At 40.1% G+C, this 14774-nt stretch carries 13 protein-coding genes and 1 pseudogene; 6 read left to right on the forward strand and 8 right to left on the reverse strand.

Going from position 1 to position 14774, the window contains the following annotated elements; genetic code table 11:
* Positions 1–309: pseudogene (locus P375_RS12535) on the forward strand (IS3 family transposase); the annotation flags it as partial.
* Between the two features lie 765 nt (positions 310–1074).
* Here P375_RS12535 and P375_RS05095 read toward each other — a convergent pair.
* On the reverse strand, positions 1075–1719 hold the full coding sequence (locus P375_RS05095; protein ID WP_039135111.1) for a TfoX/Sxy family DNA transformation protein: 645 nt from the start codon (positions 1717–1719) through the stop codon (positions 1075–1077).
* 279 nt (positions 1720–1998) lie between these two features.
* Here P375_RS05095 and P375_RS05100 point away from each other — a divergent pair, with 279 nt between their 5' ends.
* The 5 genes from P375_RS05100 (at position 1999) to hupA (ending at position 5576) form a co-directional block, all read left to right on the forward strand.
* On the forward strand, positions 1999–2478 hold the full coding sequence (locus P375_RS05100; protein ID WP_039135113.1) for a YchJ family protein: 480 nt from the start codon (positions 1999–2001) through the stop codon (positions 2476–2478).
* Positions 2479–2655: 177 nt separating this feature from the next.
* Positions 2656–3432, forward strand: coding sequence for an NAD(+) diphosphatase (nudC, locus tag P375_RS05105; protein ID WP_209434805.1), 777 nt, complete (start codon positions 2656–2658; stop codon positions 3430–3432).
* A gap of 6 nt (positions 3433–3438) precedes the next feature.
* Complete coding sequence (gene hemE, locus P375_RS05110) at positions 3439–4506, forward strand: uroporphyrinogen decarboxylase (protein WP_039135117.1); 1068 nt, start codon at positions 3439–3441, stop codon at positions 4504–4506.
* Between the two features lie 9 nt (positions 4507–4515).
* A complete protein-coding gene (locus P375_RS05115; protein ID WP_039135120.1) occupies positions 4516–5106 on the forward strand; it encodes a YjaG family protein in 591 nt (196 codons plus the stop codon).
* Between the two features lie 197 nt (positions 5107–5303).
* Positions 5304–5576, forward strand: coding sequence for a nucleoid-associated protein HU-alpha (gene hupA / locus P375_RS05120; protein WP_013745698.1), 273 nt, complete (start codon positions 5304–5306; stop codon positions 5574–5576).
* Positions 5577–5627: 51 nt separating this feature from the next.
* Here hupA and apaH read toward each other — a convergent pair whose 3' ends face one another.
* From apaH to carB, 7 genes are all read right to left on the reverse strand, one after another.
* Complete coding sequence (gene apaH, locus P375_RS05125) at positions 5628–6449, reverse strand: bis(5'-nucleosyl)-tetraphosphatase (symmetrical) ApaH (RefSeq protein WP_039135123.1); 822 nt, start codon at positions 6447–6449, stop codon at positions 5628–5630.
* A 16-nt stretch (positions 6450–6465) separates the two neighbouring features.
* Positions 6466–7419 (reverse strand): calcium/sodium antiporter, encoded by a 954-nt coding sequence (locus tag P375_RS05130; RefSeq protein WP_039089545.1) that lies wholly within the window; start codon positions 7417–7419, stop codon positions 6466–6468.
* Positions 7419–8267, reverse strand: a complete 849-nt coding sequence (gene rsmA, locus P375_RS05135) for a 16S rRNA (adenine(1518)-N(6)/adenine(1519)-N(6))-dimethyltransferase RsmA (RefSeq protein WP_039135126.1) — start codon at positions 8265–8267, stop codon at positions 7419–7421. The genes P375_RS05130 and rsmA overlap by 1 nt, the downstream gene beginning before the upstream one ends.
* A 152-nt stretch (positions 8268–8419) precedes the next feature.
* Positions 8420–9361 (reverse strand): peptidylprolyl isomerase, encoded by a 942-nt coding sequence (locus P375_RS05140; RefSeq protein WP_039135129.1) that lies wholly within the window; start codon positions 9359–9361, stop codon positions 8420–8422.
* 74 nt (positions 9362–9435) lie between these two features.
* Positions 9436–9975 carry a bifunctional pyr operon transcriptional regulator/uracil phosphoribosyltransferase PyrR gene (gene pyrR, locus P375_RS05145; protein ID WP_039135132.1) on the reverse strand — a complete coding sequence of 180 codons (540 nt, stop codon included), beginning with the start codon at positions 9973–9975 and terminating at the stop codon, positions 9436–9438.
* 131 nt (positions 9976–10106) lie between these two features.
* Complete coding sequence (locus P375_RS05150) at positions 10107–11426, reverse strand: NCS2 family permease (RefSeq protein ID WP_021461383.1); 1320 nt, start codon at positions 11424–11426, stop codon at positions 10107–10109.
* A gap of 151 nt (positions 11427–11577) precedes the next feature.
* Positions 11578–14766 (reverse strand): carbamoyl-phosphate synthase large subunit, encoded by a 3189-nt coding sequence (gene carB / locus P375_RS05155; protein ID WP_039135136.1) that lies wholly within the window; start codon positions 14764–14766, stop codon positions 11578–11580.
* Between the last annotated feature and the right edge of the window lie 8 nt (positions 14767–14774).

Consider the following 14774-nt stretch of genomic DNA (forward strand, 5'->3'; position numbering starts at 1 on the left):
TTAGTCAGTAAACAGCCACGAAAGCGTTGGCGTTCGGGCACATCAGAGAAAGCGTCCACATTGTTTAATAATGTGTTAAATCGGCAATTTAGTCCCCACTCAGAGACAACGGTGTTATGTGGTGATACTACTTATCTCAAAGTGCAGGGGGAATGGCATTATTTAGCGATAGTGATGAATTTAGCACAACGTCAAGTCGTGGGTTGGCGATTGCAGAAACAGCATGATGCAACGTTAGTGGTTGATGCATTAAATCATACAATGCTAACAACGGAAAGAACGGAGAGGATGTTATTTCACTCAGAGTAAGGCAGTATTTATGGAAGTGAGGCATTTATCCAATGTGTAAAACGGCACGGTTTGATACAAAGTATGAGTCGTCGGGGAAATTGTTGAGATAATGCACCGATGGAACGCTGGTTTAGGAGTTTTAAATATGAATGGATGTTAAAAGGCGGTTATTCTTCATTAGATGAAGCTAATGGACGAGCTGGAATATTAACCTGTTTTTTGTACCGCCCCTAAATTTCAGGTGTTTTGACCGTTTTGCTTTGATTGTGCTGCCAAAGTGATGTAGTGCGGCGTAATGCAGATTAGTGCCGACCATTGCATAATCATTATCCTAACGGGTATTTACTTGTCAATCCTAATGCTTTTTTACCTACTGTGAACTCACGTTCAAATTTTGCAAAATCTAATTTAAAACTTTCTTCACCCATTTTCCTGTTTGGCAAATTGATGGGCTAAGACTTCAGGGTAATTATCTAAATGCGGCTATAAACACTGCGACCGGCGTGATAATCAAAGCTTTTGTAGGCAGTAAACAGCTGATCACCGAGTTTTACACCGGTGGTGCGGTAGCTTGTTTTTTTCATTGACATACGTTTCCAGTTCAGCGGTTTCCACAGACGAAAAGAGTAAGATGGCTTTAATGCAACTGTGGTGTGATGAAAAAATTAAATACCTGTTAATAAATGTATCAACAGGTATTTAACATTATAATATTACCGACTAGTACACCCAATATTTTGTTGAATTTTGCAATTCCAGATTAAGTCTTATTAAGACACAAAGTTACCTCCTGAATTTCATTGATTCTTCAGATAAATTCGCATTTTTTAGTGCGAAATTGAGTTCCTGTAATAGTTGTAATCGCTCCTCATACGTAATAAGTGAATAATATCTGTGCTGCAATGCGCCAATGAGTTTCCAAAATAGATCTAGATGGACATTACCAATCAATTTTCTGATCCGAATATAAGTTTCTATCGCCCCTATCTGTCTTAGTGTACGGACATTTTTTATATCAACACGATTCAATAACAACTCGTGTTTGAAATTAAGGTTTGGTAGATCCTTAATACGAGATTGGCGTTTTTTCTTAGTTTGCTGTTTTTTCTGTTTGACTTGTTCTATAGAAAGTAATATCAATGAACGATATTTTTGCTTATCTTCAGTAATTTCTTTAGGTAGATAGAAATACATATTTGAAGGTGATGTATATGGATAGGGAACACCTCCAAGTTGAATGATAAGTTTTGCTAATTCTCCAACAGCTCGAATATAAACAACATTATTTCTATAGATAGCAAACATATGAGAATCTTTGAAAATGCCATAGCCGTTAAATAGACTCTTTATTACGACCGTCCCAACTAACTCTCCCATAATTCTAGATACTTCGTCAGTGTTTCTTCCTGTATACGTTTGCAGAATCATAATAATTCACCTATAGTTGATGTAATTTAAACAAAAATTGCACTATCGGTAACGATTGCATAGAAAATATATCAATAAAAATTTTTATTTAGAAACGTTTTTATGATAAAAAAATGGATTATGTGAGGTTGATCGATAAACTGAAAAAAAACTTGCATTTTTTATAACACTTTTGCCGTTATGTGAATAATAATGATATAAAATGTAAGTTTTTTTAACATTTGATGTTTGTAAATGCATCGTGTTCTGCTATACGGAAACATAAAAGAGATTAGAACAATGAAAGGAAACCATAATATGCAATGTCCTTGCCAATCTGGATTTGAATATCAAGACTGTTGTCAGCCATTACATCTATATCAAAAAAAAGCAGCAACTGCAGAACAATTAATGCGTTCCCGCTATTCGGCATTTGTATTGGCAGAGATTGATTATATTGTAAAGACGACAGCACCAGTACAGCAATCACTACTAAATAGCAAAGCGTTACATCAATGGGCGTTAAATACCCAATGGGACGGATTGGAGATCGTGAAGGTCGTACCGGAAATGGATAATCATCACGCACTGGTCGAATTTAAAGCTTTTTTTCTGCACCAAAAGAAACGAATGACACACCACGAATTATCTGTTTTTGTGCGGATTGCGCAACAATGGTATTTTTTAGATCCGACAGTTGCCACTAAATGGGGATTAAAAGAGCCCTGTTTCTGTCATTCAGGAAGAAAATTTAAACAGTGTTGTGCTAAATATTTGTAAATAATCGTATCCTTAAATTCTTAGTTATTATCGTTGTATGTACTATACGCTTCCATCAATTCTTTTCCTTGTTTACCTCAAAGTAAAAAAACAACGGAATAGACGGAATTTCGCTATAATAGCCTGTAAAAATTGGAGAAAGGTCGAAGTTCAATCATTAAAGAGGTGTAAATAATGATGCAGGCTATTCACAAACAGGATCAAGGATATTGGTTATTAACGCAAGGATCGTCAATTTATTTGCAGCAGGGAGAGTTGCCTTATGGAGAGGCAGCATTATATGGAGTAGAAGGGTTATTTGGTTGTGTAATTGGTGAATATCACCAACACCCATTATGGTTGGTGGAAGAGATTCCTAATGATGAGCAACGCGAGTATGTATCGTTGCGTTCACAGCTTTATCGTAAAGAAGAGGAATTTAATCTATTAAATCGAGGTGTGGCGTTGAATTATTTCTTTAAAACACACCGTTATTGTGGAAAATGTGGCGAGAAAACCTATTTGACAACTGGTGAATTTGCTGTGGAATGTCCTAAATGTGGCTATCGTCATTATCCGGTGATTTGCCCTTCAATTATTGTTTCTATTAGAAGAGGAAAAGAGATTTTATTGGCAAATCATCAACGCCATATCGGCGGAATTTACACCACATTGGCAGGCTTTGTCGAAGAGGGGGAAGCATTGGAGCAAACTGTTGAGCGAGAGATTTTCGAAGAAGTTGGTTTAAAAGTAAAGAATATTCGTTATTTTGGTAGTCAACCTTGGGCATTTCCAAATTCATTAATGGTTGGTTTTTTGGCTGATTATGACAGTGGTGAGATTCGTTTACAGAATAGTGAAATTCACGATGCAAAATGGTTTCGTTATGATGATGAGCTTCCTCTATTGCCGGAGGAGGGGACAATTGCACGCAAATTGATTAAAACAACATTGGCACTTTGTGCAGAGGATTAATAATTTATGACCCAATTAAAAAATGATCGTTATTTACGCGCTTTATTACGGCAACCGGTTGATATGACACCGGTTTGGATGATGCGTCAAGCAGGGCGTTATTTGCCAGAATATAAGGCGACTCGGGCGAAAGCCGGTGATTTTATGTCATTATGTCGTAATGCAGAGTTGGCGTGTGAAGTAACCTTGCAACCATTGCGTAGATATGATCTCGATGCAGCAATTCTATTTTCTGATATTTTAACCATTCCAGATGCAATGGGATTAGGTTTGAGTTTTGGTGCAGGAGAAGGGCCTAAATTTGCAAAACCAATTAATTGTAAAGAGGATATAGATCAATTACCGATTCCCGATCCGGAGCAGGAGTTGGGCTATGTGATGAATGCGGTAAGAACAATTCGTCGTGAATTGAATGGTGAAGTGCCATTAATTGGTTTTTCAGGTAGTCCGTGGACATTAGCGACTTATATGGTAGAAGGCGGATCAAGCAAAGCGTTTACCAAGATTAAGAAAATGCTCTATAGCGAACCAGCATTGTTACACGCTTTATTGGATAAATTAGCAGATAGTGTGATTTTATATCTTAATGCACAGATTAAAGCAGGCGCGCAGGCAGTAATGGTCTTTGATACGTGGGGTGGTGTGTTAGCTCACCAACAATATCGTGAATTTTCATTGCGTTATATGGAAAAAATTGTTAAGGGTTTGATTAGGGAATCTGAAGGGCGGATTGTACCGGTTACTTTATTTACTAAAGGTGGTGGTTTGTGGTTGGAAGCAATCGCAGATACCGGATGTGATGCAATAGGTTTGGATTGGACGATTGATATTGCGCAAGCAAAAGAGCGTGTTGGTGATAAGGTAGCGTTGCAGGGAAATATGGATCCTAGTGTTTTATATGCGCCAGCAGAACGTATTGAACAGGAAGTTAAAGCCATTTTAGCTGGATATGGTAAAGGTTATGGACACGTCTTTAATTTAGGACACGGCATTCACCAAGATGTGCCGGTTGAAAGTCCTAAAGTGTTTGTTGATGCGATTCATCGTTTTTCAAAAGTGTATAAGACAGCCTAAGAGGTAGATATGAGGAACCCGATTCAAAAACGTTTGGCAAATTTGGAAAGTTGGCAACAGTGTGTTTTTATGGCCTGTTTGTGTGAACGAATGTATCCTAATTTTGTGATGTTTTGCAATATTACCGAACAACCGCAGCAGGCAAAGGTTTACCATAATATTATGAACCTTGTTTGGGAACATTTAACTATTAAAAATGCAAATATTAATTTTGAACACCAGTTGGAGAAGTTTGAGCAAGTTATCCCGAATATTAATGACTACGATTTTTTCGGTATTGTTCCGGCGGTGGATGCTTGTGAAGCATTATCTAATTTGTTACACGCGCTAATTGGTGGAGAAAGTTTAGAGCAAGCAATAAGAATTAGTTTGTTATCTTTGCAAACCATTGTGTCATTATTGGAAACGGAAGAAAATCGCCATTTTAGTGATGATGAATTGAAAAATAATGAGTTAATTATTGATGAGTTAGATATTCAATGGGCGATTTATCGTACACTCAATGAACTGGAAAAACGTGATATTGAGGTGATTAACGGTTTGAAAAATGAGATCCGTGCCACAAAAATGAGTAATATCGGAGTTGAATTAAGCAATTAATGTGACTTTTTTCTAATTTTAGTAATAAATCTCTTTTAATATGATTAAAGTTAGATTAATCTGTTCACTCAAGACAAGGCTTGAGCTGGGGTGGATCAAGGGATGTTCACCAACGAGGCTATCTCGGCTTTTTCAAGAAAATTGAAAGAGAATCTATTCAATTTCTAAACCACAGTAAAATATAGAGGGTAATATTTATGAACAAAACTGAATTAGTGGACGTAATTGCAGAAAAAACTAAGTTAAGTAAAAAGGATTCTAAGGCAGCATTGGAAGCAGCATTGGAAGCAATTACTGAAAGCCTTAAAGCAGGTGACGCAGTACAATTAATTGGTTTCGGTACATTTAAAGTTAACCAACGCCAAGAACGTACAGGACGTAATCCTCAAACCGGTAAAGAAATCAAAATCCCAGCAACTAAAGTGCCTGCATTTGTTTCCGGTAAAGCTTTAAAAGACGCTGTAAAATAATTCCAGCGTAAAAAAAGTCGCTATTTTTTGTAATAGCGACTTTTTTAATGCCTAAAAATAGGCTTTCACAGCCTGTTGAGTAAATAACTGTTTATCTTCCCAACGTAACATCGTTAATCTATTACCCCAAACACAGCCGGTATCTAACGCATAAATATTTTTTGGTGTTGGATAATCAACCAGACTTGCCCAGTGCCCGAATAAAATTGCTGTTTGTTGATACAATGGGTTTTCTAATTCAAACCAAGGTTTTAATGGTGCCGGCGCTTCATTTGGCGGTAATTTACACGCAAATTCTAAGCGATTGTCCGGATAGCAGTAACGCATACGCGTAAAAACATTAATGCTGTAACGCAAACGTTCAATGCCGCTTAAATCTTCAGACCAGAGATCCGGTGAGTTTTGATACATTTCACGTAATAATTGTAGATAATCACCTTGTTGCAATACCTGTTCAACTTCCGCAGCACACTGTTTCGCCGTTGCCAAATTCCATTGCGGACAGATACCGGCGTGAGTAATGACGAAACCAAGATCGGAACGATCAATCAGTAAAGGCTGATGACGTAGCCAATCAATCAAGTCTTTAAAATCCGGTGCGGAAAAAATAGCATCAACGTGATCTTTTGCTTTGATTTTCTTAATGCCAAAAGCGGTAGAAAGCAAATGCAGATCGTGATTGCCCAACACGGTTTGTGCTGATTTACCCAATGCTTTGACAAAACGTAGGCATTCGAGCGATTTATCGCCGCGAGCGACCAGATCACCGACCAGATAGAGTTTATCCTGTGCCGGATTAAAATGAACTTGTTGTAACAGCAGTTGCAGTTCATCAAAACAACCTTGTAAATCACCAACAATATAGGTCGCCATAAATTCCCCCTTCTCTTTATAGTGTAATGAGTAAATAAGCGAGGTAGATAAAATAAGTTGCGAGCAGTATCGCACCTTCACTTCGGGATATTTTTCTGCCTGTTGCCGCAAATAGCCAAAGTAAGAGCATACTGATAATCAGTATTGCGAAATCAAGATAAGAAATATCACCGACAGCAAGCGGAAATACGCTTGAACAGGCACCCATTACAAAGAAAATATTGAAAATATTGCTGCCGACAACGTTACCAATTGCCAGATCGGAACTTCCTTTTTTAGCAGCAAAAACAGATGTAGCCAATTCAGGAAGTGAAGTACCGCCGGCAACAATGGTTAAACCGATGACAGCATCACTGACCCCGAAATTTTGTGCGATTTGAATCGCGCCGGAAACAAAGAAATCGCCGCCGATAATTAATACCGCTAGACCAATCAGCAGGTAGAATGCAATTTTTAATGAAGAGAGCGGTGTAGTTTCATCCTGTTCACTTTCCTCTGATTGATCCTGCTTGGCATTAGCAAAGGTATAACTTAGGAAAATAGCGAAAAACAGCAATAAAATTAAGCCATCACCACGCGAAATAAAGTCTATCGCTTGATTGTTTAGTAAACGATCAAAACAGAGAAAAATGAAAGCTAACGAGGCTAACAGCGCAAAAGGAATCTCCTTTTTAACCGAACTTGCTTTGATCATAATAGGTGAGGCGAGCGCACTGGCACCGACAATAACCAAAGTATTAAACAGGTTGCTGCCAATAATATTGCCGACAGAAACACCGGAATTACCTTTTAATGCCCCCCAGAAGCTGGTAATGAATTCAGGCAGTGAAGTACCGAAAGCAACAATGGTTAAACCAATAATTAACTCATTAATTTGAAAACGGCGAGCAACGGCAATAGCGCCATCAGTGAAACGATCAGCACCCCAAAGAATGCCGACAATGCCGATCAATAACGTAATATATTCCATTATTCTTCCTCATCTTGATTGACAGTTCCGGCATCGACAAGCGGTGGATTATCGGCAAGCCAATTGGCGAGGCGAGCGTAATCGGCAATAGTGAGATTTTCTGCACGATCGGTCAGTTTAATCTCTAATTCAACCAGTTGTTCTGCCGTAAACAGATCCATCAATGAATTTCTTAATGTTTTACGGCGTTGATTAAAGGCTTGAGTACAAATGCGATTTAGCCAGTAGAGATCTTTTACCGGATAAGGCAAAACCTTATGCGGCACCAAACGAACTACAGCAGAATCCACTTTCGGTGCCGGTTTGAACGCCGATGGCGGCACTTCCAATACCGGAATTACTTGGCAGAAATATTGCGCCATAATGGTTAAACGACCGTATGCTTTACTATTCGGACCGGCGCATAAACGGTTTACTACCTCTTTTTGCAGCATAAAATGCATATCTTGAATGACATCGTGATCTTGAAAAAGGTGAAACATCAAAGGTGTTGAAATGTTATAAGGTAAATTGCCGAAAATTCGTAATGGTTTGTCTGACTGCTGTGCTAATTGTTGAAAATCAAAACGCATTACGTCTTGCTCAATAACGGTCAATTTTTGATGTAAAAACGGATGGTGGCGTAATCTTTCTGCTAAATCACGATCCAATTCGATCACGGTTAAATGTTCAATTTGTTCAGCAACCGGTTCGGTTAAGGCACCGAGACCGGGACCAATTTCGATGAGAAAATCATTTGCTTGCGGATTAATCGCAGCAACAATACTTTGAATAATTTGATCATCGTGTAAAAAGTTTTGCCCGAAACGTTTTCGTGCCGTATGTCCTAAATGTGTTTTTGAATTCATCAAAATCTCCTCAATAGTTGGAATCTTGCTGTTGGTGGCGACAGAATGTATTTATTGTTGTTTTAGCAAGTTCTTTTCTAGAAAAAATAACCGCACACAGTGTGTGCGGTCGCTATTATAACTAAATCGTTTAATGTTGAATAACCGAGCAATTATTTTTGTAAAATCTTAATATCGGCTGATTTTCTCAACGTTTTCACCCAATCTTTAGAGGCTTCCATTGCTTGCTGATTAACCACTTGCTGATAGGCTTTTTGCATATAGGCTTCTTTCGTTTTATCACCATCACGTTTATCAACCACTTCTAAAATATGCCAACCATATTTCGTTTTAAATGGTTGAGAAATCACACCTTTTTTGCTGTTTTTCACCATTGATTGGAATTCCGGTTCATACACTTCAGGGAAATTCCAACCTAAGCTGCCACCGTTAGCACCGGAAAGGTAGTCTTTGGAGTAAGTTTTAGCCGCTGCTGCGAAAGTTGTTTTACCGGCGATAATATCACTGCGCAAACTAGACAACTGTTTTTTCGCCTGAGCATCATTTAACAGCGGATTAGTTTTGATCAAGATATGACTGACAAGATATTGCGACGATTTTACTGTTTTCAGCGTACCTTTTTGTTTCGCTTCGTTGTACATCTGCTTACCTAATTTCTCGATTTGTTCGCGTGAAACCGAGATACTTTCACTTATCGCCTTATTGCGAACCTGCCCCATAATAATTTGGTGAGCAATCTGTTGACGGAATTTGGCTTCACCTATGCCTTGATAATCCAACGCATCCAAGAATTGACCATAGGTTAAGCCGTTTTCATTAGCGATTTGATGCATAATTTGTTGAATTTGTTGTTGAGAAACACTGATTTTGGCATCTTTAATCGCTTTTTGTACCAACATATCATCGATAACATCATCCAATGCTGCCGCTCGGTTAGCCGCAGTGTCGGCACGTTTACCTAGAGCCTGTTTGACTTGGCTGTTTAAGATTGGCGTTCCATTAACGGTTGCCACTACCTTTTCTACGGCATAACCTGTTGTCGCTAACGATAAACAACCTGCTAACAGTAAAAATTTGATCCATTTCGTTTTCATAACCTATTGTCCTATTTGCTATGTTTTGTACTATGTTACGTTTCACATTAGATGACAAAATGAAAAAAAGGTTCTTAATCGTTCCTTATTAAATCCACTTGATAACAGCCATCATATTTCATTGTTTTCACTTGCACCTGTTCTTGCCTTGAAGTTGGGATATTCTTACCAACATAATCGGCGCGAATAGGCAATTCACGATGTCCCCGATCGACAAAAATCACCAGTTCGATTTTTGCAGCCCTACCGAAATCAATCAGTGCATCCAATGCCGCACGAATAGTTCGACCAGTGAATAATACATCATCCACTAGGATAACTTTTTTATTTTGAATATTAATGGCTTCTGAAGCACCGTGATAAACCGGAGATTCGCTCGATTCAGCATATTGCAAATCATCGCGATAAAAAGTGATGTCCAGTTCCATATAGGGCAGGATTACGCCGGTCAGCTGCGCAATTTTCTGCCGTAAAAGATCGGCAATTTCAGCGCCTCTACGGCGAATACCCACGATGATTAAATCATCCAATGTTTGGTGTTTTTCAATAATTTCATGGGAGATACGTGAGATCGTACGAAAAAACTGGCTTTCATCGATAATCACTTTTTCCATAAATAAAGTAACCTTCTAATTAGGATAGAACAGAGTTAAAAATAGCATAAAATTAGCGTTAACGCACATTGAAAACCTATTTTTCAAAGAAAATTAGGTTTTGTCGAAATGACAAAACCTAATAGTTCAGATTAGATAGCCCAGTGGCCGGCATAGAATATCACTAAAATGATCGCAATAATGACTGTACCAAGGTTGAGTTTACGCCATTCACCGGCAATGATTCGTCCGATAACTAAAGAGGCGAAACCTAACATAATGCCGGTAACGATATTGGCGGTCAGTACGATAAATACCGCACAGATTAAACCGCTCATTGCGGCAACGAAATCATCGAAATCCAATTTAGCGACATTGCTCAACATTAATAAGCCAACGTACATCAATGCCGGTGCAGTGGCATAGCCCGGCACTAAAGCTGCTAACGGTTGGAAGAACAACATTAATAAGAATAACAACCCGACAACAATGGCGGTGATTCCGGTTTTACCGCCGGCAGCAGTACCGGCTGCTGATTCAATATAAACGGCTGCAGGTGCGGTGCCGAATAAGCCGGAGAACAAACTGCTTAATGAGTCTGACGTCAAGGCTTTGCCACCGTTAATGATTTGCCCATCTTTATCCAAAAGATTGGCTTGACCGGCAACAGCTCGAATGGTACCGGTTGCATCAAAAACAGCTGTCATTACTAAGGCGAACACTGCCGGTAAAACCATTGGTTGCAATGCACCGGTGATATCCAACTGTAAGAAATGAGAGGTTTCACCGAAAGATGGCAGTTTGAAAAATTGACCGGAAAATTTAACATTAGGATCGAAAATTAAACCGATAATGGTGATGGCGATAATCACTAACAGAATGCCACCTTTTACTTTCAAACGTTCCAAACCGATAATGGCGGCAAGACCGATCAAAGCCATCATTACTGGGAAAGAGGTGAAATCACCTAATTTAACCGGTAAACCGGCATCATTACCGACCACCAAACCTACACCGTTCGCAGCAATCAAAAGCAGGAATAGACCGATTCCGATACCGGCACCGTGTGCGATACTGGCTGGTAGATTGCGTAAAATCCAAGCACGAATACCGGTGGCGGAAATTAATGTAAAGACAACCCCCATTAAGAAAACGGCACCCAATGCTACCGGAATACTGACTTGTTGCCCAAGCACTAAGCTAAAAGCGGTAAAGGCGGTTAATGAGATTGCCACGCCGATAGCCATCGGTGCATTTGCCCAAAAACCGATAAGAATTGAACCTAAACCTGTTACTAAACAGGTCGCAATAAAGACGGATTCAGCGGAAAAACCGGCGTTACTTAACATTCCCGGCACAACAATAACGGAATAAACCATTGCCAAGAATGTTGTGAGCCCAGCAATAATTTCTTGGCGTAAAGAACTTTTGCGGGCGGAGAGTTCAAAACGCTGTTCAAGCATATTAGACATTGAGATACCTTAAATTATAACGAAAGGAAAATAGGGGAAGAATTTTACCTGAGTCGGCGACAATCTACTATTAAAAAATGCAAACGTTTGCGTTTTTTTAGAAATAAAACGCCTTACCCGCTAAAGTAAGCAAGGTAAGGCGTTATTGATTCTAGCCCTGTAATGAATAGATATTTAATTGATCAAGTTTGTGTAAGCCGTTTGCCAAAGCGGCAGCACCGTTCATTGTGGTCAACACCATCACTTTATGCTGCAAAGCGCTACGACGAATAGAATGGCTATCAGCAACAGATTCCGGTTTGCCGTCAACAGTGTTGATAACCAGTGCAATTTCACCGTTCTTAATTGCATCAACAATGTGCGGGCGACCTTCACGAACTTTATTCACGTGTTGAACAATAATGCCTTGTTCGGCAAGGAATTTAGCTGTACCGTAAGTTGCACATAAACCGAAGCCGAGAGCTTGTAACTGTTTGACGACATCCAATAAACGTTGTTTATCTTGATCGGCAACAGAGAGGAACACTTTGCCACCGTGTGGAATATGTTCGCCGGCACCAAGTTGTGCTTTGATAAAGGCTTCAGCAAAAGTTTCTCCTACGCCCATTACTTCACCGGTAGAACGCATTTCAGGGCCTAAAATGGTATCGACACCCGGGAATTTAATGAATGGGAATACCGCTTCTTTAACCGCAAATTTTTCCGGAATCACCTCTTTGTTGACACCTTGTTCGGCTAAAGAAATTCCAGCCATCACGCGTGCGGCGATTTTTGCTAAAGGCACACCGGTAGCTTTGCTGACGAAAGGCACGGTACGAGAGGCGCGCGGATTGACTTCAAGCACATAAACTGTGTCGCCTTTAACGGCAAATTGCACGTTCATCAAACCAACCACTTTTAATGCGAATGCCATTTCAGTGGTTTGACGGCGGATTTCATCCTGAATTTGTTGACTTAATGAATATGCCGGAAGAGAACAAGCTGAGTCGCCGCTATGGATACCTGCTTGCTCAACGTGCTGCATAATACCGCCGATCACAACCTGTTTACCATCACAAATACAGTCAACATCGACTTCGATAGCGTTATCAAGGAAGTGATCCAATAAGATCGGGCTGTCTTCGGAAACCTGTACGGCTTCGCGCATATATTTGTTAAGTTCATCCACATTATAAACAATCTGCATTGCCCGACCGCCTAAAACATAAGATGGACGCACCACCAACGGATAACCGACTTCATCAGCTAATTTCACCGCTTCTTCGGCATTTTTGGCAGTACGATTGGACGGTTGTTTCAATTTAAGATCATTTAAGATCTGTTGGAAACGCTGTCTATCCTCTGCGGCATCGATGCTGTCGGCTGAAGTACCGATAATATTGACGCCGTTTTCTTGCAATTTATTGGCCAGTTTCAACGGCGTTTGACCACCGTAATGCACAATGACGCCATACGGATTTTCGATATGAATAATCTCTAACACATCTTCAAGTGTTAGCGGTTCAAAATAGAGACGATCGGAAGTATCAAAATCAGTAGAAACGGTTTCCGGATTGCAGTTAACCATAATGGTTTCAAAACCGCTTTCACGCAAAGCAAGCGCAGCGTGCACGCAGCAGTAATCGAATTCGATTCCTTGACCGATACGATTTGGACCGCCACCTAAAATCATAATTTTTTTACGATCTGATGGGTTGGCTTCACACTCCTCTTCATAACAAGAGTAGAGATAAGCGGTATCTGAATTAAATTCCCCGGCACAGGTATCGACACGTTTATAAACCGGATGCAGATTAAATTGATTACGACGTGCGCGCACTTCACTTTCACTGGTTTTGGTTAATTGTCCGATACGTTTGTCGGAGAAACCTTTTCGTTTTAAACGGCGCAACTCAGCGTAATCCAACTGATCCAACGTTTTTTGTTCCAATGCCAACTCTTCTTGTACCAGATCTTGAATTTGGCGTAAGAACCAAGGATCAATTTTAGTGTAACGATAAACTTCATCCAACGACCAACCTAAACCAAAAGCGTCGGCAACATAGAGTAGGCGTTCAGGGCCGGGATTAGAAATTTCGTGACGTAATTTTTCATTATCTTCTGAACGCAAATTGAAACCACAAATGCCGGTTTCCAAACCGCGCAAGGCTTTTTGCAAACTTTCTTGGAAAGTCCGACCCATTGCCATCACTTCACCGACAGATTTCATTTGCGTGGTTAAACGGTCATCCGCTTGTGGGAATTTTTCAAAGGCGAAACGTGGTACTTTAGTAACAACATAATCAATTGAAGGCTCAAATGATGACGGAATTAATCCGTCAGTGATGTCATTGCGTAACTCGTTTAATGTGTAACCGACCGCTAATTTAGCCGCTACTTTGGCAATCGGGAATCCTGTTGCTTTTGACGCAAGTGCAGAAGAACGACTGACGCGAGGATTCATTTCGATCACGATCATTTCGCCGTTTTCAGGATTGATAGCAAATTGCACATTTGAACCACCGGTATCAACACCGATTTCACGCAATACTGCAAGGCTGGCATTACGCATAATTTGGTATTCTTTATCGGTTAATGTTTGTGCCGGCGCAACAGTGATAGAATCGCCGGTGTGTACACCCATTGGATCAAGGTTTTCAATGGAGCAGACAATGATACAGTTATCGGCTTTATCACGTACTACTTCCATTTCATACTCTTTCCAGCCCAGCACCGATTGTTCAATTAATAATTCGTGAGTCGGGGAGGCATCGAAACCACGTTCACAAATGGCTTGGAATTCTTCTCGGTTATAGGCAATACCGCCACCGGAGCCCCCCATCGTGAAAGAAGGACGAATTAAGGTTGGAAAGCCGACTTGCTCTTGAGCTTGCCACGCTTCGGCAAAGGTATGGCAAACGAAAGATTTCGGTGTATGTAAGCCGATTTTTGCCATTGCCTCTTTGAATCGACCACGATCTTCCGCTTTATCAATCGCATCTTCAGTCGCACCGATTAATTCCACATTATATTTTTGTAAGATACCGTTTTTGGAAAGATCTAATGCGCAGTTCAATGCAGTTTGTCCGCCCATTGTCGGCAAAATGGCATCAGGGCGCTCTTTGGCGATAATTTGTTCCACCGTTTGCCACCGAATTGGCTCAATATAGGTAACATCAGCCATATTCGGGTCAGTCATAATGGTCGCCGGATTTGAGTTCACCAGGATGACTTTATATCCCTCTTCACGCAAGGCTTTACAGGCTTGCGCACCGGAATAGTCGAATTCACACGCCTGCCCGATAACGATTGGACCGGCACCGATAATTAATATTGTTTTAATGTCTGTGCGTTTTGGCATAATTATTT

It is taken from the genome of Gallibacterium genomosp. 2, assembly GCF_000771895.1.
GTDB lineage: Bacteria > Pseudomonadota > Gammaproteobacteria > Enterobacterales > Pasteurellaceae > Gallibacterium.